The organism is Ruegeria sp. CL6, assembly GCF_056536465.1.
The window spans coordinates 72,749-90,947 of the sequence record NZ_JBQFPR010000001.1 but is presented as its reverse complement, the minus strand read 5'-3'; the positions used below and the strand labels follow the sequence as shown (position 1 = coordinate 90,947).

Sequence of the window (18,199 nt, the reverse complement as noted above, 5' to 3'; positions counted from 1 at the left end):
AGGCTTATCCTCCGTAAGCAAAGGGATACACGAGCAGCACAAGACCGCCCGCGATAAGAGCAAACCCCAGCGGCCGCGTCACCGCGTGCCCGATCTGAGGGAGTTTTTCGAGAACCATGAACAGGGTCGCCAGACCCATCCACAAAAGGCTCATCACGCCGCCAACAAACCCAAGCGCCATGAAGCCCCAGCAGCAGCCCACGCAAAACGCGCCAAGGCCCAGCCCCATGCGTAAACCGCCCGAAAACCCAGTTTTCCAGTGTCCAAGGAAATAGGTCATCGGGGCGTGGCAGACACCGTGGCAGACTTCTTTCGCGCGGGTGAACTGAAACGCGCCGACGGCGATAAGTAGCCCTGCGGCAAGTATGTTGGACTTGGAAATGCCCAACATATCGACCACGCCACCATACAGAAGCACAAGCTGCACGCCGGTAATGACTGCCGCGAAGCCGACCCAGACCAGAAAATAGCCGCTCAGAACACCAACCCACCCCGCACGTGTTCCATCGGCGCTGCGGATCAGGTCATCGTAACTGCGCAAGGTTGGAACTAGCGTGGGCAACATCATGGCTGCCATCATAATCGCCCACATCCAAAACAGAGGGCCAAACTCGGCCATGGGCATGTACATGTCCATGCGTGGGTCCATAGCCGCCATCGCCTGACCCATCGGACCCGGACGGCCAATCCAATCAACATCCATGTTTTGGCTCATGGTGAACATATTCCACCACGCCCACAGGATCAAAGCATAAAAGCCCAGCCAAAAGCCGTTACGTAGAACTGCGCGACTCACTTGTTCCTCCCGACTCAGTCCTTGCTTTTCAAATGTCAGACTTTTAAATGTCAGACAAATAAAAATTCACCAATGGTCCCCGATTATGAAAATCGACCCCCAAAAACCTGCAGATCTGTCCGCGCAGATCGCTCAGGCTATCCGTGACGCAATCATCTCAGGGCAGTTGATCGTGGATGAGCGTTTGCCGTCTGAAGCCGAACTTGCGGATCAATTCCAAGTCTCACGCCCGACCGTTCGCGAAGCCTTAAAACGCCTTGCAGCACAGTCACTTATCCGAACACAGCGTGGTGCGACTGGCGGGGCATTTGTCAATCGGTTGAGCTTTGAAGACGCTTATACGCAGCAAATCACAACATCGACCCTATTGCTATCCATGAACGCCGTGGCCTTCGATACGGCTTGTGAGGCGCGCTATGCGCTGGAACGTGCCTGTGCGCCTTTGTCGGCGCAGCGCCGAACTGCGGATCAATTGGCAACGATGCGAGCCGAGATTTTCAGGCAGGCGCAGCCCGGCCTCACGGATGAGGCGTTCTGCGCGTCTGATGTGGCCTTCCACCGCGCGCTGGTCGACGGCGCCGGAAACCCTGTCCTGTCCTATCAGTTGGCGGGTGCAGTCGAGGCGATGCAGCCGTTGATGAACATGATCACCTTTTCAGCCAGATCGCGCGAGGAGATTATCTCACTCCACAATCAGATAGCGGATGCCTTGCAGGACAGAGAGTCCGAAGCTGTTGATGAAACGCTTGTTAAGTTGGAAAGCTACACTCGAAAACTGGCGCAGGATGTTGCGGACCAGCGCAGAAAAACTGTTTGATGAGGGCATGATGACCACAGGACTTAATGTAATAGCAGCCATCCTGACCATTGGTTTTGGCTTATTTGGGTTCCTGGCCCCCGCCTTCACCGCCGCCTCGCTGGATCTGGCGCCAACCGACAGCACTATGGGGCTGAGCGAAATGCGCGCCTCGGTCGGAGGGTTGTTTGTCGTGACCGGAGCCGTGGTTCTGCTGCTGAATAATCCGATGGGTTATGTGATGCTGGGCGTTGTCTATGCCGGTGCCGCGCTGGGACGGTTTGTATCGGTCGCGCTGGACAATCCACCGCTGGTCAAAGCGCTGACCTTTGGTGGAATCGAATTGGTTTTGGCGTTGTGGTTGATACTCGCGAACTTCAATAAAGCCACTTAAATCACTAAAAATAAATGATAAGATTGCGGGCGTTTCCCCGTTTGCATCCGCGCGTTTGCTCACCTATATAGAGAGTGTCTTTCGGGACTATGGACATAAACGCGCTCGTAATAAGCGGATCGGACCCGGGGGCGGTACCCGGCGGCTCCACCAATATCTCTCGTTTGGGGATCATGGGGCCGAAACAGGATCGACGAACGTCTAAAGGGGTTAGCTTTGTCTCGGCTGTCTGCCACCGTTATCGGCGAAACTAGTACAATTGCAAACGACAATCGTGCTCCGGTTGCAGTTGCTGCGTAAGCAGTAACAAGACCGAAACTTAAGCCCTTGCGCCTAGCCGCGCAAGGCGGGGTTCGCAGGTACCTGGCAACAGAAACCTGCATTTTTCCCTGCGTCATACCGAAAATCCCCCGCTGGAATTTTCAGAGTTTGTTCACTCATTGCGTCCATGTTCTGTCCACGAAGACAGGAGAACTGAGATGTCACACGCAGAAGTGCTCAGAGAGTGGTATTCCGAGGTCTGGGAAAACGGCAATACCGATGCAATCGACAAGTATTTTGCCCCTGAAGGCATGGCCGAAGGGCTTATCCCCGAAATGCAGGTTGGTGCGGATGAATTTCGCGATCTGGTCATGGCATTCCGGCATATTCTTGGCGACATCAAAGTCGAAATTCCAAAAATAATTGAAGAAGGTGACTGGGTTTCCGCGATCCTTCACGTGAGAACGACCCGCGCCGACAATGGCGCACCCCTTCAGGCCACAGGCAGCCTGATCGGGCGCATAAAGGATGGCCGCGTTGTCGAGGCGTATAATCAGTTCGACTTCGTTTCCCTGTTCGAGCAACTCGGCCAATTTCCACAGGACACCCTGCCCGTCTGCATGACAGGCCAACGGCTGGATTGGGCCTGAGACACCTATGAAATCTTGACCCCCTTGTCCCATGCGCTGTAGCAAGGGGCATGGGGTAAGATTGCGAACGCCCCGTGAGGCGTAAGCCCAAGTTTCGCATGTATCCGCTTGAGACAGGAAACATGCTATGCCCGCGCCGAACTCGATAACGCCCAAACAACTTTCACGACTCATCGGAACTCCAACCGCGCCTTTGATGGTCGATGTGTGTCTAGACGCAGACTTCGACGCGGACCCTTACCTTATTCCGGGTTCGTGCCGACATCCCGCAAATGATCTTGCCGGACTAAGGAAAGTGATCGGAGATCAAGCCGCGGTCATCATTTGCCAAAAGGGAAAGAAACTTAGTCAAGGTGTGGTTTCATGGCTGCGTAGTGACGGTGTGCAGGCCGAATACCTAGAGGGCGGGATGTTCGCGTGGAAGGATACGCCGGATTCACCCCGCATACCTGCAGCAACCCTTTCCGCGCTGGGGTCGCGAGGATCCCTATGGGTAACACGCCACCGGCCAAAGATAGATCGCATCGCCTGCCCCTGGCTGATACGCCGGTTCGTGGACCCCAAAGCACAATTTCTTTTCGTCGCTCCGGGCGAGGTTGAAAATACAGCCGAAGCCTTCAGCGCGACGCCCTTTGACGTAGAAAACGTGTTCTGGAGCCATCGTCAGGATCGCTGTACTTTTGACACGATGCTGGATGAGTTCGCCCTGCACTCTCCTCCTCTTGATCGGTTGGCGACTGTTATTCGCGCTGCGGATACCAATCATCACGACTTGTCGCCCGAGGCAGCGGGGCTTTTGGCGGTGTCCGTCGGCCTATCGCGGCAATACCGAGACGACCATCAAAACCTGGAGGCAGGGTTGCACCTTTACGACGCTCTTTATCGATGGGCGCGTGACGGGTTCGAGGAACAGCACGATTGGCCTACAGGTCGCAAATCATGATCCCAACATTTGCAGAGTTGTTCCGCGTTTTCGGGCGCATCGGATTGCTGTCTTTTGGCGGTCCTGCGGCTCAAATCTCGCTCATGCACCAGGAGTTGGTCGAAAAACGTTCCTGGCTGGACGAACAGACATACCTCAGAGCTTTGTCCCTGTGCATGATGCTTCCTGGACCTGAGGCGATGCAGTTGGCGACCTTTGCGGGCTGGCGGATTCGCGGGGTGCCCGGCGGCCTCATCGCTGGTGGACTGTTTGTTCTGCCGGGCGCAATCGTGATTTCGGTCTTGGTCGGACTTTACGCGGCCTACGGAGACTTGCCTCTTGTTCAGGCGGGGTTTCTGGGGGTCAAGGCAACGGTGATTGTCATCGTGTTACAGGCGCTATTCAGGTTGTCGCACAAGGCGCTCACGGATGTTGAGCACCGCATCGTCGCGGGACTGGGGTTCCTGTCGATATTCGCACTGAACCTGCCCTTTCCCCTTATTATTCTGGCAGCAGCGGCCTGGGGTTTCGCTCGGTTCAATCAAGTGGGCGTGCCTCCTCAGCCATCCCCGCCTCCGCCGGCCATTAAACCAGTCAGAACCTGCGCGCTTTGGCTGATCCTTTGGCTGGGGCCATTGTTCATCTTAGGGGCTGCAGGACAAAAACTGCTGAGTGATCTGGGCTGGTTTTTTGCGCGACTTGCGGTCGTCACCTTTGGCGGTGCCTACGCTGTGCTGGCCTATATGACGCAGACCGTTGTTGAAAAGTACCAATGGATCACTACGGATCAGATGATCGACGCGCTTGGGTTGGCGGAAACGACACCGGGGCCGCTTATTCTGGTTACACAGTTTGTTGCCATGCTGACAGGTCAATCAGAGGGAGGATCTGGCCTGGCAATCGCGGCCGGAGCGGTCGCTCTTTGGGCGACGTTCGTGCCCTGCTTTTTGTGGATTTTCCTTGCCGCACCGTATTTAGAGCATTTGGCGGCGCGCCCAAGGCTGTCGGCAGCACTGCAAGGCATAACCGCAGCAGTCGTGGGTGTGATTCTCAACCTATCAGTCTGGTTTGGTCTTAACGTTCTTTTCACCAACATCCCTGACAAACACTGGTGGATCATTTCCGTACCGTGGCCTGACTTATCTTCGTTGAATCTGGCGGCGGCAATGCTGACTTTGCTGGCTGGGGTGTTGATATTTAAGTTGAAATTTGGCATGGGGCTGACGCTGGCTGTTATGGCCATCGCCGGTATCGGGCTTCAATTTCTTTGAACAATCATGGTGCGCCCGGCCTTTCGTTTCCGAGGGAATCCCGTATGCTTGGGGCAACCACTTTTGAGGATGACAAATGTCGCAGGACATCGACTATGGGAACTTGATGCACACAGCCATGCGTGGCTTAATCAAGACCGTTTTGACAAATGTTTCCGAAAATGGCCTGCCTGGGGCGCATCATTTTTTCATCACCTTTGACATCGGCCATGACGGAGTCGAGATCGCCGATTGGCTGCGCGAGCGGTACCCGGATGAAATGACAATCGTCATGCAGCATTGGTTTGAAAACCTTGAAGTGGGCGACAACGGCTTTGCCATCACGCTCAATTTCGGAGATGCGCCAGAACCGCTGTATATCCCTTACGGTTCGATTAAGACTTTCGTGGACCCTTCGGTCGAATTTGGCCTTCGATTTGAAAGCCCAGATGACGACGAAGAACCCGCCCAGATCGTCGAAGAAACGATCGAAGTGGACGAGCAAGAAGACCAGCATGATGCCGATGTCGTCTCGTTGGATAGTTTCAGAAAATAATCCTTACTGGATCACTGTTTTTCCAGGAAAGTTTCCACGGAACGGGATTTAATTCCGTTTCGGAATCTTGAGAACGACAGGTTCAATCCGCCTTCGGCAAGTGTGCGATCAAACTGCTGCAATTCATAGCCACCGTCCTCGTCTATGAACAACGAGAAAACAGTCAGCGTGTCGCCGACAATTCTGCCCCAGACAAAAGGCTCACCCCGCATGGGATCCAAGGGAACCTCGTGACCGAAGACATTCCGTTTCATCGCAGCGGAATACACGTCTGACCGCTCAGATTCCTTGAAATCTATCGAGAATGACTGCTCTTTCACCCGACCATCCAGTTTGTAGGTCGTGGTTTTCCAACTGACATTGAAACCGTCTTTGGTCTCTTGGATCGAGACACTCATGTCCCGAGGGGTTTCAGTTCCATCCTGATCTATAACTTTGGCCGAGCCTACGTAGTCGCCGACAAAAGAGCCAATATCTGCGGCGTGGGCCGGAACGTTTGAAAGTGCCACACAAAAGAGTACACCCATTGATAAGGCGAACAGTTTTAGTGGGTTAATCCTTGCAGATTGGGGCACGTTAGCCTCCAAATTGATGACCCTCGCAGTTTAGCCAAGCCGTCGTCACTGACAATGGTGCGAATTGTCATTCGATCAAGAAAAATGACGCAGCTACTTATCTATACCTTTCCAGTCGGTGAGTTTAAGGTGCGCGAAACTGGCCGATTGCACGGCAGCAATGCTGCAGGTAAACGGCAAACGACTGCTTACACGACGGAGTGACCGATGTCTCAGACCCGCACCGAATCCGACAGCTTTGGCCCGCTGGAGGTTCCTTCTGACAAATATTGGGGCGCGCAAACTCAGCGTTCGATTATGAACTTTCCGATTGGGTGGGAAAAGCAACCTGTCGCCATCGTTCGTGCGCTTGGTGTGATCAAAAAAGCCTGTGCGATGGAAAACAAGGCGATCGGCAAACTTGACGCCAAGATCGCAGACGCGGTTATTCAGGCTGCCGGCGAAGTTATCGAGGGCAAGTTTGACGACAACTTCCCGCTTGTCGTCTGGCAAACTGGATCGGGCACACAGTCCAACATGAACTCGAATGAGGTGATCGCGAACCGCGCGATTGAGATTCTGGGCGGTGTGATCGGATCAAAAGACCCGGTTCACCCCAACGATCATTGCAATATGGGTCAATCGTCCAACGACACCTTCCCGACCGCAATGCACATTGCCACCGCCATGAGCGTCCGCGACGTTCTGCTGCCCGGGCTGGAAAAACTGGCGTCGGGGCTCGAAAAGAAATCCGAAGAATTTGGCGACATCATCAAGATCGGGCGCACGCATACACAAGATGCCACGCCTCTGACACTGGGTCAGGAATTCAGTGGATATGCGCATCAGATTCGTCAGGGAATTGAACGGGTCAAGGCGGCGATGCCCGGAATTTACGAGCTGGCCCAAGGCGGTACGGCCGTTGGAACCGGCCTGAACACGCATGACGGCTGGAGCGAGGCTGTCGCCGCAAACATGGCGGAAATTACCGGCCTGCCCTTCGTCACCGCCCCCAACAAGTTCGAGGCTTTGGCGTCGCATGATGCGATGGTCTTCCTGTCCGGCGCTTTGGCGACCATTGCGGGAAGCTGCTATAAAATCGCGAATGACATCCGCCTGCTGGGGTCCGGTCCCCGCTCGGGTCTGGGCGAACTGATCCTGCCGGAAAATGAGCCGGGATCTTCGATCATGCCGGGCAAGGTAAACCCGACCCAAGCCGAAGCGATTACCCAAGTTGCCGCCCATGTGATGGGCAACGACGCCGCGATAAAATTCGCGGGCAGCCAGGGCCATTTTGAACTGAACGTCTATAACCCGATGATGTCCTACAATCTGCTGCAGTCCATTCAGTTGTTGGGCGATGCCGCCGACAGCTTTACCGAGCGCATGTTGATGGGCATTCAGGCCAACGAGCCGCGGATCGAAAAGCTGATGAAAGAATCTCTGATGCTGGTGACCGCTCTGGCCCCCACCATCGGGTATGACAACGCGACAACCGTCGCGAAAACGGCCCATAAAAATGGGACGACCCTCAAGGAAGAAGCGATCGCTCTTGGGTTTGTCGATGAAGAAACCTTTGACGCCGTGGTCCGTCCTGAACACATGATCGGACCCAAAAGCTGATGGGAAAACCGGTTAACCTCAACCGGTATCGAAAAGAAAAAGCGCGGGCTGAGAAAAAAGCCCGCGCGGATCAGAACTCTGTCGCTTTTGGGCGCAGTAAGGCTGAGAAAGAAGTCCTGCAAAAACAACAGGACAAGCAACGCTCTGACCTCGACAATCACGAGTTGGACAAATGAGCGGCCGCCCTGTCAAACGGTCACTGACACTCAAAGGGCATCGTACGTCCGTTTCGTTGGAGGATGAGTTTTGGCAGGCTTTTAGGGATATTGCCAAGTCAAAGAATACTCCGATCAACGCGTTAGCAGCAGAAATTGATGTGGCGCGTGATCCAGATGTGGGGCTTGCTTCGGCCATCCGCGTTTTCATTCTGAATTGGTATCGGTCCTAACGGAAAACAGTTGTGTTTTTCGTGCAAACTTTACTAAAGTTTATGAGAACAAATGGGGTACAAGTGATGAGCAAAACCGTAGTTGGACCAGACGGAAAACCACGCTGCGCATGGTGCAGTTCTGCTCCAGAGTTTTTTGATTACCATGATCAGGAATGGGGTTACCCGGTGGCGGATGACCAGCGGTTGTTTGAAAAACTGTGTCTTGAGAGTTTTCAGTCCGGCCTAAGTTGGCGCACGATCCTGTCCAAACGCGAGAACTTTCGGAAAGCGTTTAAACAATTTGATTTCAATCAGGTGGCCGAGTTTGATGAGGCTGACGTCGAACGCTTGCTTAAGGACGAAGGGATCGTTCGCCATCGCGGAAAAATCGAGGCGGTCATCAACAATGCCCGGCGTGTTCAAGAGTTGGTTGCCGCCGAAGGGTCCCTTGCTGCTTACGTCTGGGGGTTTGAGGCTGAAATGCCTGAAAATCCGCAGACGGCTTCAACATCCCCTGAATCCATTGCGATGTCCAAAGACCTCAAGAAACGCGGATGGAAATTCGTGGGGCCAACAACGGTATTTGCCTTCATGCAGGCGATGGGTCTGGTAAACGACCACGCTATTGATTGCGTCATGCGCGAAAAAGCGGCGCAACTGCGCCGCGATTTCACGAAACCAGTAAGTTAGCGAACCTTAGACGGACGCCTTGAAAATCTTGTCGATGTTCCCACCCAACGCGGTGTTGAACTCTGCGTCAGACTGTTGTTTTGACAGACCTTCGGTCAGTGCGCGTGAGAAAGACGCGATCATCTTGTCATTCTGATCCAGCAGGTCGCAGGCTTGTTCGGTCGAGTATCCACCCGACAAGGCCACAACACGGACCACCCGCGGGTGATCTGCCACTTCGTCATATAGGTTAGCCTGGTTGGGAATGCTCAGCTTCAACATCACATCCTGCCCGTCCTGCAGTTGATCCAGGTTCTTCAGGATTTCAGCTTTCAGAATGTCTTCGGCTTCGGCTTTGGTTGCAGAGTTAATGTTCACCTCAGGTTCAACAATCGGAACCATCCCGGCGGCGACAACCTCGCGGGCGACGTCGAACTGTTGGGCGACGACTGCCGCGATGCCTTCGGCGTTTGCTTTGTGAATGACCGAGCGTTCTTTGGTGCCAAAAACACCCTCAGCTTTGGCCAGTGTATCAGCAAGGCCCGGGATCGGCTTCATCATCTGAACGCCGTTCACTTCGTCTTCCAAGCCTTTGTCAATCTTAAGGAAAGGAACGATGCCTTTGACCGACCACAGGTAGTCTGCAACGGGTCGACCATCTATTTGTTCGGAAAGAGTACGTTCAAACAGGATTGCGCCAATCACCTTGTCCTTGGTGAAGTCAGTGCCCAAAATGATCCGCGCGCGCATCTTCTGAATCTCACCGAACATTTCTTCATCCGAGGAATAGTCCGATGCCTCTACCCCGTAAAGCGCCAGTGCCTTGGGGGTTGAACCGCCACTTTGATCCAGCGCAGCAATGAAGCCCGCACCGTTAGACATTTGTTCGCGCTGTTCAGATTTGGACATAAGGTTTTCCCGTTTGAAATGATTCCGCTGTTTTGAACCGCATACATCAAGGCGCAAGGCGATGGTAGTTGTTTAGCGCTCACCCACGCGCAACCAAATGCCATCTTTCGACCGGACGGTAAGATGGGCAACTGGAACAGGCACACGGTCCGCCACCAACTCAAAGCGAAAGGTCCGTAACAACACGGACAGCAGCAACGGACCTTCTACCATCGCGAATCCAGCCCCGGTGCAAACACGTGGCCCGGTGGAGAATGGAATAAACGCATTGCGTTGGCACGACTTGCCATTCTCAGTCTCCCACCGAGATGGGTCGAATGCGTCGGGTCGATCCCAAAGGCGTTCGTGCCGGTGCAAATGCCAAGGGCTGATCACGATCTGCGAACCCCTATCGATTTTGCGATCTCGAAACGTTTCAGGGCAGGTGTTTTCGCGGACCATCATTGGTACTGGTGGGTAAAGCCTCAGCGCTTCTCGAAACACATCCCGGCTTATCTTTAATCGAGACAATGTCGAGAAACGCTGCTCGTCGAACGCTTGCGCCTCGGTCGCCACTTTTTCTTGCCATTCCGGATACAGAGCCATCAAATAAAGGGTCCACGCCAAAGCGGAAGCACTGGTTTCGTGACCTGCCAAAAAGAAAATAGCGACCTGATCCACCATCTCGCTGGTATCAAAACACTTTCCGGTCTCTGGGTCAGGCGTCGTCATGATCTTGGTTGCAAGGTCATCCGGCGCCTTGTTCTGGGCTATCTGTGATGCGCGATCAGCGGTTAGGCGTTCAATTAGAGATCGAATTTCTCTGGCATTTCTCTGAGTCGCGGCCGAATGAAAACGCGGGAACCATCTTGGCAATGGTACGAACGCAGCGATGTTTAGCAATGGCTGAGCGCGTTGATAACTTTTAAACTTTTCAAAAACTTGCGCGGCGATCCTGTGTTCAATTGGAACAGAAAACAGGGTTCTGAAAATCACATCCGCCGCGGCGTGGCTGGTGAATTCCTCAATTTCAATGCAGGTGCCCGAAAGTGGCCGCATGCGTTCGACTGCCGCCTTAGAAGCATCCAACATTGCGGGATACGTGCCCTTCAGGCGACCGCCTTCAAATGCAGGGTCAATGATACGACGTTGCCGTTTCCAGGTTTCTCCGTTCGTCAGGAACACAGACTCGCCCAACAAAGGGCGTAACCCTTCGCTGATCCGGCTTGATTTTGGGAAGTCGCTGGCTTTGTTTTTCAACACCTTCTCAATGAGATCGGGCTGATTGATCAAGTATGACCTGAAGAAAAACGTTCTGAATTCGGCCATCCAAGCCCGGTAGAGGCGTTGTGGCTGCGCTGACAGGATGTCCTTGCGGAATAGCTTGAGATACTGCCACAGCGATACTTTGTCCGGTCGCGCAGCGGGCTTTGGTGGCGTCATGCCTGCACCGAACGAAACTTGGATACGGGTTCGGCGATCCGAGATTTGGAAGGCGCGCGTCCTTCGAACCTATCGCCCAAGGTTAGCGGCCCCGCCGTGATGCGGAAATAGTCATACGTTCCTACTTTATCAAAAGCACACAAGTATTGGAAATGTAGCCGAAAAAATCGCCACCTCAACTCTTTCCAGCGATTGGCGGAAAGAGTCTGAGTGAAAGCCGCCGATAGAACAAGGGGCCATTTTGACCCCTCGGAACTGACCCCGGAAACCGCCACCGGATCGCACAAAGCGAATGAACATCCGTCTCCTGGAGCGGAAACGTCAACCCACGTCAATTCGTTCTGTTCGGATAAATACCGTAAATCCGCGCGTAGGTCATTCGCGTTGGGTAGGAACGATACCATGGGAATTACCTGGCCCAGCGTCAGAAAAGACAACACGGGTCGGTTTGCGGTGCCAGGGCCGGACCGAAGAACCTCGGCCAAGACACTCACCCCAAGATGCGCGCCAGAACTGTGGCCAACGATCAGGACTTCGTCTGTATCGCTCTCAAGCGCGTCGAGAATTTGATTGGTGAACTCAGAAAGGCGATGACCTAGTGGTTCAGAAATTTCTCCCTTATTTTCAGCCGAGTACGCATAGTCATGCATCAAGTAATACGCAAAAAATCTGCTATCAGCCCGTCGAAACCAACGCAGGGTAAAATACGCGACAATCGCCGCAGGCAGGATGGAAGACCAGCCAACAACCGCGTACAGCAAAGCAGCCACACTCCAGCCCAGAAACATGGCAATCAACAGTTGAGCAAGCAACATCGCAACAGGATAAAGCGCTGCAATAACGGGCCCTTTTCGCAGTTTCATCAACCTCCAAAGAGTGCCCGTCGAAATGTATATCCAAGCGGTTTGGATCAGTTGCCGATACGTAGCGACGATAGAGTTGGACATACTGTCGCGAACAATATCCGACCAGTGAAGAACCTCTATGTCGCTAAAGACCTCGGTTCCGTCCTGAATCGAGCGCACGTGCCATCCATACGGACCGTCACCTGATTTGGCTGAGACCGAAATTTCATATCCCGAAATCTCGGCCTGTGCGCGACTTTCCTTGCGGTACAGCTCACGATACCTGCGGGGATGGATCGGATCGTAGCCGGGAATGTAAAACACCCGGCGGCGTCGCACCTTGGACTGACTTGCGTGACTGCTCATAACCCCACCTTTTACCACGCAAGTTAACGCAGCATTTCCGACAAGGTAAGCCAGTTCCGGGTGTTATCCAAAATTCGCCAGCATGGGAAAGGTTTCCAGTAGCCACCAGCTAAACTCTGTAAACAGGCCAGTAATCAGCATTATACCGACGAACAGAAGCAGACCGCCCATCACTTTCTCGATTGCGCCCATATGGGGCTTGATCCGGTTCATCAAAGTCATTGAGCGATTCAGGAACATCGCCGCCAATAGAAACGGAATACCTAGACCTGCGGCGTAAACACCCAGCAGCAATGTTCCCCGCGCCACTGATGCCTCAGACGCTGCGAGAGACAGGATTGCGCCCAGCTGTGGGCCGATACATGGCGTCCACCCAAAGGCAAAGGCCAGCCCCAGAATGTAAGCGCCGAAAACCGAGCCTCCGGTTTCACCAGTGTCGATACGAGCTTCGCGATCAAGGAACGGAATTCGGAAAACGTTCAGAAAATGCAGCCCAAAAACAATTACAACCGCGCCCGACAGTTTCGCAAACAGCACCTGGTTTTTCAGCACAAATGCGCCAAAGGCCGAGGCTGTAAATCCCAACAACAGGAAAACGGTCGACAAACCCAGTACAAAGAATAGCGCCGTCAGAGTCGCCTTGCGCCGCGCCTGCGCCTGATCCTGCATGTCGTTGATCGAAACACCGCTCATATAAGCCAGATATGGCGGCACGATTGGTAGAACGCAGGGCGAAAGAAAGCTGATCAACCCACCAAGCAGAGCGATGAACATGGCAGGCAAAAGGCCCGCGTCTATGATGTCAATTCCGAACATGACTCAGCACATATGATATGACTCTGTCCGCGTCACGGGGCCATTCGGTCACATCCTCGTGGTTGCAAGCTGGACACTTCTCCAAACTGGAAATATTTGGTCCTTATGTCAGATTCATCCGAAACCCTTGATGCGCTGGGGCTTCTATGCCCCCTGCCCGTTTTGAAGGCGCGCAAACGCCTAAAGTCTATGCCCGCAGGCGCGTTGCTGCGCGTTTTGGCGGATGATCCCGCTGCAATCATAGATGTACCGCATTTTTGTGCCGAGAGTGGCCATTTGCTGATTTCCCAAGAGGATGCCGACGGGCACCAAGTCTACGTTATTCAAAAAACGGGGTGAAACCGGACGCCGTTGAACAACAAAAAAAGGCGGGCTGAGTTGCCCGCCTTTACTTTTATTGTCCCAACGACCACCAGCCGCGTCTTTTTGGTTTGGCCGGTTCGCTTGGCTTCTCAGGTTCTTCAGCCACCGCTTCCAGAACAGGTTCCGGGACAGATTGTTCCGCTTCCACTTCTGGCGCGGGTTCCGGCTCTGCAACTGGTTCTTCCACTTGTTCAGTTTCTTCAGGCGAAATTGCTTCTGAAACTTCCTCGGCAACAGGTTCCGCTGCAGGTTCGACTTCGACTACAGGTTCGGCTTCCTCGGCGACCACGGTTTCGCTGGCCTCAGATACCGCTGCTTCGGATTCCGCCGCCTCTTGTGTGGTTTCCGTCTCTACCGCGTCGCTGGTCGCTTCGACCACTTCGGCATCTTTTTTCTTGCGGCGCGGAGACCGGCGGCGTTTTGGCTTGACCGGCTTTTCTTCTTCGGTCGTGTCATTGCCTTCGGTTTCTACAATCGGCTCGCCTGCTGTCTCAACAGCGGTAGCTTCGCTTTCCTCGGTGCTAACTTCGGTCGCCTCACCCGAACCATTGTTCTTCTTGCGGCGACGACGGCGACGCTTGCGTTTGGGATTATCTTCTTCCTCGGACTGAGGGGCGTCTTCCTCAACCTGCACGTCTTCATCGGCATCAACCAAATCCATCAGCGAAGCATCTACCGACACGACCGGGGCGCTGGCTTCAGGGACGATCCGACTTGCTGTCTTGAACTTCTCCAACGAGAAGTCCGGGCTGACCAAGTGCACGTCACCTTCGATCCGCACGGACAAACCATACCGAGCTTCAATCTGCGCGATATGCTCACGCTTTTGGTTCATCAGGAAGTTGGCAATGCTTACAGGGCACCGCACAAGAACTTCGCGCGACCGGCGGCGCGTGCCTTCTTCCTCAATCTGGCGTAGAATCGTCAGCGCCATGTTGTCGTCAGACCGGATCAGGCCAGTTCCGTGGCAGGACGGGCACGGCTGCGTCGTCGCCTCAAGCATGCCTGGGCGCAGACGCTGGCGGCTCATTTCAAGCAGTCCAAAGCCAGAAATACGACCCACCTGGATACGCGCGCGGTCCGTTTTCAGCTTATCCTTCAGACGCTTTTCTACGGCGGAATTGTTCTTCCGCTCATCCATGTCGATAAAGTCGATAACAATCAAACCCGCAAGATCCCGCAGGCGAAGCTGACGCGCAACTTCCTCAGCGGCCTCAAGGTTGGTCTTGAGTGCGGTTTCCTCGATCGAGCCTTCCTTGGTCGCTCGGCCCGAGTTAACATCGATCGCAACCAACGCTTCGGTCACGCCAATCACGATATAACCGCCGGACTTGAGCTGCACGGTCGGGTTGAACATCCCGGCCAGATAGCTTTCGACTTGATAGCGCGCGAACAGAGGCAACGCGTCCTCATACCGTTTCACGTTCTTGGCGTGCGACGGCATGATCATCTTCATGAAGTCCTTGGCGATGCGATAGCCCGCCTCGCCTTCAACCAGAACCTCATCAATATCACGATTATAAAGATCGCGGATCGACCGTTTGATCAGGTCGCCTTCTTCGTAAATCTTGGCGGACGCAATGGACTTGAGCGTCAACTCGCGAATCTGCTCCCACATGCGCTGTAGATATTCATAGTCGCGCTTGATTTCGGACTTGGTGCGCTTGGCTCCGGCCGTCCGAATAATCAGACCAGCGCCGGTCGGCACGTCTATGTCGGCTGCAATTTCCTTCAGCTTCTTTCGGTCCGGCGCATTGGTAATCTTGCGGCTGATCCCGCCACCGCGCGCCGTGTTTGGCATCAAGACGCAATAACGACCAGCCAAAGACAGGTATGTCGTCAAAGCAGCGCCCTTGTTCCCGCGTTCCTCTTTTACGACCTGAACCAGCAGAACTTGGCGAACCTTGATGACTTCTTGAATCTTGTACCGACGCGGGCGCGGCTTACGCGGAGGACGGATATCTTCGCTGTCATCCTCATCCGCGACAGATTCGATCGAGTCGTCTTTGGCCGCCGCATCTGCGCGGGCTTCCGCCTCGTCCGTATCTTCCTTGGTCTCACCTTCAGCCGACGCGTCCTCGGCTTCTACAGCTGCAGCCTCTGTGACGTCACCATCAGAGCTTTCTTCGACGGCACTTACTTCGTCCGGCGTTTCAATGGTCGCATCTGTTTCCTCGGCCTGCGAAGTCTCATCAGACTTGGCTTCAACGTCTTCGTCCACAGTGTCTTCGGACGCCTCAGGCGCATCGTCGATGGGTTCCTCGACAGGCGTTTCGGCTACGCGATCCGCAGGAGATGTCCCCTCCGGCACTTCAAGATCGGGATTTTCGTCACTGTCGTCCAGATCAATTGTTTCCATGCCGGTGGGTTCCGACGAAACTTCGACCGACTCAACAACGTCATCAGATTTTACATCCGCAGCCTTGGTACGCGAGCGTGAGCGACGCTTCTTGGGCTTGGTTTCCTCGGCCTCGTCTCGCGCTTTCATCGCCTCGGCGTAAGCGCGCTCCTCCTCCATCAGCGCCTCACGGTCAGCTACCGGAATCTGGTAGTAGTCCGGATGGATTTCCGAAAACGCAAGAAACCCGTGACGGTTGCCACCGTAGTCTACGAAAGCAGCCTGAAGGGACGGTTCGACCCGCGTTACTTTTGCCAGGTAGATGTTGCCAGCAAGCTGGCGTTTGTTTTCGGATTCAAAATCGAACTCCTCGACCTTGTTTCCGTCGACCACCACAACGCGGGTTTCCTCCGCGTGGGTGGCATCGATAAGCATTTTCTTAGCCATGTGTCCTTGGTGCACCGCGCCAAACGCGTTGTCCTTACCCGTCCGGGGGGACAGGCGCTTTTGGGGTGGTGTCTTGTCAGGGCGATTTCGGACGGCGCGCGGCAGGGTTTGGCGCTTTGGCCCCCTGCCCGTAAAGTCAATCGTTGCGCGCGCGTCATCGCGGTTCTTCTCCGACAGGCGCGACCTTGCGCTGCCTGCCCATTTATTCCTTTCGCCCGCAACCACGGGCTCAGGTGTTCAACTGCCCCAAAAAGGGGCACAATCGGTCTGCGCAGCCTGCGTGGGAGTAGGTCACCACCTGCGGCATTGCAGCGAAACTCAAAGATTCGGGTCTTAAAAGCGCAATAACGGCTCGGCCCGCTCGGTTACAATAAAAGCAGTCCTGTGGAAAAGACAATGGGCAAACTGCACGACAGCGCCTCTAGGCACGCATCAACACCTTCTTCTGTTCAAAAATACTTCGGGGGTGAATTGAGCCAAAGGCTCAAGAGGGGGCTGGCCCCCTCCTCGCCTCTACAGGTAGTCGGAACGTTGAAGGCCGTACTTGGCCATTTTCTCATTCAGAGTCCGACGTGGCAGACACAATTCATCCATTACCGAAGCGATCGAGCCCTTGTGACGCCGCATGGTGTTGTCGATCAGCATACGCTCGAACGCTTCGACATATTCCTTCAAAGGTTTCCCTTCGGTCGTCATGACTGGCTGCATTTCTTCATGGTCCGACATCAGCAACGAGGCGATGGTTCCCGACCCACGACGCGACTGTAGTACCGCGCGCTCAGCAATATTGATCAACTGACGTACATTGCCCGGCCAAGGAGCTTGCAGCAACTGTGCTGCTTCCTGAGCACTGACCTGCGGCGCATCACATCCATATTCTTCGGCAAATTGTTCGCTCAGACGGGTGAACAGGGTTAGGATATCCTCACCACGCTGCCGCAGCGGAGGCATGGTTATCCGCAACGCCGCCAAACGGTAGAACAAGTCAGGGCGCAGCACGTCCTCGCTCGTTTTACCTGCTTCCTGAAGGTTTGAAATCGCTATGATCCGCGTTTCGGCAGGCGTCCCCTGATCGTTCATCACGCTCAGCAGCCGCGCCTGCAACGTGTCACTCAGGGCTTCGATGTCTTCCAAAACCAAAGTCCCGCCACGCGCTTCTTCGATTGCTGGCAGTTGAGCGTCTTCTGGCATCATCGGCCCGAACAGACGTTTCGACAGCGCCTCTTCCTCCAGCGCTGCGCAAGAGACCAAAACGAATTTCTTACCTGCCCGACTGCCAACGGCATGCAGGGCATGGGCCACAAGCGTCTTTCCCGTTCCCGTTTCACCGTCAATCAGGACGTGGCCATCGGCCTGACCCAGATCCAGAATATCCTCGCGCAGACGGTCCATCACTGGGCTGGCGCCGATCAGCTTGTTCATGATCTGCGTGCCGTCCGACAGTTCCCGTCGCAGGGCACGATTGTCGAGCGTCAGGCGTCGCGCGTTGCTGGCGCGCTTGGCCAGTTCAGACATCCGATCCGGATTGAACGGCTTCTCAAGGAAATCGAAGGCTCCGACCCGCATGGCCTCGACCGCCATCGGCACGTCGCCGTGGCCGGTGATCATGATAACAGGCAGAGTGCTGTCCGCCCCCATCAGCTTTTTGAGCAACTGAATACCATCCATGCCCGGCATCTTGATGTCTGAAATGACGATTCCGGGGTATTCAGGCCCAAGAACCTTAAGCGCGTCTTCGGCGCTGGAAAAAGTTTCCGTGTCATATCCAGACAATGCCAACCACTGACTGATCGACTGGCGCATGTCCTGTTCGTCGTCCACGATGGCAATTTTCATGGCTTGTGCCATAGTC

At 54.6% G+C, this 18,199-nt stretch carries 19 protein-coding genes and 1 other RNA gene; 12 read left to right on the top strand and 8 right to left on the bottom strand.

What is annotated here, in order from left to right:
- Nucleotides 1–4: 4 nt before the first annotated feature.
- Complete coding sequence (locus ACR0LH_RS00475; RefSeq protein WP_480719237.1) at nt 5–796, bottom strand: DUF2182 domain-containing protein; 792 nt, start codon at nt 794–796, stop codon at nt 5–7.
- An 85-nt stretch (nt 797–881) separates the two neighbouring features.
- Here ACR0LH_RS00475 and ACR0LH_RS00470 point away from each other — a divergent pair, with 85 nt between their 5' ends.
- The 7 genes from ACR0LH_RS00470 (at nt 882) to ACR0LH_RS00440 (ending at nt 5,625) form a co-directional block, all read left to right on the top strand.
- Nucleotides 882–1,613 (top strand): FadR/GntR family transcriptional regulator, encoded by a 732-nt coding sequence (locus tag ACR0LH_RS00470; RefSeq protein WP_480719236.1) that lies wholly within the window; start codon nt 882–884, stop codon nt 1,611–1,613.
- Nucleotides 1,614–1,623: 10 nt separating this feature from the next.
- Entirely contained in the window at nt 1,624–1,986 is a 363-nt protein-coding gene (locus ACR0LH_RS00465; protein ID WP_170485478.1) for a DUF4345 family protein, read from the top strand.
- A 37-nt stretch (nt 1,987–2,023) separates the two neighbouring features.
- Nucleotides 2,024–2,370, top strand: a transfer-messenger RNA (tmRNA) gene (gene ssrA / locus ACR0LH_RS00460).
- 95 nt (nt 2,371–2,465) lie between these two features.
- Nucleotides 2,466–2,897: an ester cyclase gene (locus ACR0LH_RS00455; RefSeq protein ID WP_170485479.1), complete on the top strand. Its 432-nt coding sequence runs from the start codon at nt 2,466–2,468 to the stop codon at nt 2,895–2,897.
- Between the two features lie 127 nt (nt 2,898–3,024).
- Nucleotides 3,025–3,840, top strand: coding sequence for a chromate resistance protein ChrB domain-containing protein (locus ACR0LH_RS00450; protein WP_480719235.1), 816 nt, complete (start codon nt 3,025–3,027; stop codon nt 3,838–3,840).
- Nucleotides 3,837–5,090 carry a chromate efflux transporter gene (gene chrA, locus ACR0LH_RS00445; RefSeq protein WP_480719234.1) on the top strand — a complete coding sequence of 418 codons (1,254 nt, stop codon included), beginning with the start codon at nt 3,837–3,839 and terminating at the stop codon, nt 5,088–5,090. The genes ACR0LH_RS00450 and chrA overlap by 4 nt, the downstream gene beginning before the upstream one ends.
- Before the next feature lie 76 nt (nt 5,091–5,166).
- Nucleotides 5,167–5,625, top strand: coding sequence for a ClpXP protease specificity-enhancing factor SspB (locus tag ACR0LH_RS00440; RefSeq protein ID WP_170388462.1), 459 nt, complete (start codon nt 5,167–5,169; stop codon nt 5,623–5,625).
- Between the two features lie 11 nt (nt 5,626–5,636).
- Here the strand turns inward: ACR0LH_RS00440 and ACR0LH_RS00435 are convergent, their stop codons facing one another.
- Nucleotides 5,637–6,152, bottom strand: coding sequence for a hypothetical protein (locus ACR0LH_RS00435; RefSeq protein WP_170388464.1), 516 nt, complete (start codon nt 6,150–6,152; stop codon nt 5,637–5,639).
- A gap of 255 nt (nt 6,153–6,407) precedes the next feature.
- Here ACR0LH_RS00435 and fumC point away from each other — a divergent pair, with 255 nt between their 5' ends.
- From fumC to ACR0LH_RS00415, 4 genes are all read left to right on the top strand, one after another.
- The gene (fumC, locus tag ACR0LH_RS00430; protein ID WP_170485482.1) at nt 6,408–7,802 is read left to right on the top strand and encodes a class II fumarate hydratase; all 1,395 of its coding nucleotides are present in this window, start codon (nt 6,408–6,410) and stop codon (nt 7,800–7,802) included.
- A complete protein-coding gene (locus tag ACR0LH_RS00425) occupies nt 7,802–7,978 on the top strand; it encodes a DUF4169 family protein (RefSeq protein ID WP_170485483.1) in 177 nt (58 codons plus the stop codon). The genes fumC and ACR0LH_RS00425 overlap by 1 nt, the downstream gene beginning before the upstream one ends.
- Nucleotides 7,975–8,190 carry a ribbon-helix-helix domain-containing protein gene (locus tag ACR0LH_RS00420; RefSeq protein ID WP_170388470.1) on the top strand — a complete coding sequence of 72 codons (216 nt, stop codon included), beginning with the start codon at nt 7,975–7,977 and terminating at the stop codon, nt 8,188–8,190. The genes ACR0LH_RS00425 and ACR0LH_RS00420 overlap by 4 nt, the downstream gene beginning before the upstream one ends.
- 66 nt (nt 8,191–8,256) lie before the next feature.
- Nucleotides 8,257–8,862, top strand: a complete 606-nt coding sequence (locus tag ACR0LH_RS00415) for a DNA-3-methyladenine glycosylase I (protein ID WP_480719233.1) — start codon at nt 8,257–8,259, stop codon at nt 8,860–8,862.
- A gap of 6 nt (nt 8,863–8,868) precedes the next feature.
- Here the strand turns inward: ACR0LH_RS00415 and ACR0LH_RS00410 are convergent, their stop codons facing one another.
- The 4 genes from ACR0LH_RS00410 to ACR0LH_RS00395 all read right to left on the bottom strand — a co-directional run bounded on the left by ACR0LH_RS00410 (nt 8,869) and on the right by ACR0LH_RS00395 (nt 13,199).
- Complete coding sequence (locus tag ACR0LH_RS00410) at nt 8,869–9,750, bottom strand: fructose bisphosphate aldolase (RefSeq protein WP_480719232.1); 882 nt, start codon at nt 9,748–9,750, stop codon at nt 8,869–8,871.
- 72 nt (nt 9,751–9,822) lie between these two features.
- Nucleotides 9,823–11,172: a cytochrome P450 gene (locus ACR0LH_RS00405; protein WP_480719231.1), complete on the bottom strand. Its 1,350-nt coding sequence runs from the start codon at nt 11,170–11,172 to the stop codon at nt 9,823–9,825.
- Entirely contained in the window at nt 11,169–12,383 is a 1,215-nt protein-coding gene (locus ACR0LH_RS00400) for a hypothetical protein (protein WP_480719230.1), read from the bottom strand. Before ACR0LH_RS00400 ends, ACR0LH_RS00405 begins: the two co-directional genes overlap by 4 nt.
- A 63-nt stretch (nt 12,384–12,446) precedes the next feature.
- A complete protein-coding gene (locus ACR0LH_RS00395; protein WP_170485488.1) occupies nt 12,447–13,199 on the bottom strand; it encodes a cytochrome c biogenesis protein CcdA in 753 nt (250 codons plus the stop codon).
- A 105-nt stretch (nt 13,200–13,304) separates the two neighbouring features.
- Between ACR0LH_RS00395 and ACR0LH_RS00390 the strand changes: the two genes are divergently transcribed.
- Nucleotides 13,305–13,538, top strand: coding sequence for a sulfurtransferase TusA family protein (locus ACR0LH_RS00390; protein ID WP_170388481.1), 234 nt, complete (start codon nt 13,305–13,307; stop codon nt 13,536–13,538).
- Nucleotides 13,539–13,593: 55 nt separating this feature from the next.
- Here ACR0LH_RS00390 and ACR0LH_RS00385 read toward each other — a convergent pair whose 3' ends face one another.
- Together ACR0LH_RS00385 and ACR0LH_RS00380 are read right to left on the bottom strand one after the other, a co-directional pair.
- The gene (locus ACR0LH_RS00385; RefSeq protein ID WP_480719229.1) at nt 13,594–16,347 is read right to left on the bottom strand and encodes an Rne/Rng family ribonuclease; all 2,754 of its coding nucleotides are present in this window, start codon (nt 16,345–16,347) and stop codon (nt 13,594–13,596) included.
- 513 nt (nt 16,348–16,860) lie between these two features.
- Nucleotides 16,861–18,195 carry a sigma-54-dependent transcriptional regulator gene (locus ACR0LH_RS00380; protein ID WP_170388484.1) on the bottom strand — a complete coding sequence of 445 codons (1,335 nt, stop codon included), beginning with the start codon at nt 18,193–18,195 and terminating at the stop codon, nt 16,861–16,863.
- Nucleotides 18,196–18,199: the final 4 nt, after the last annotated feature.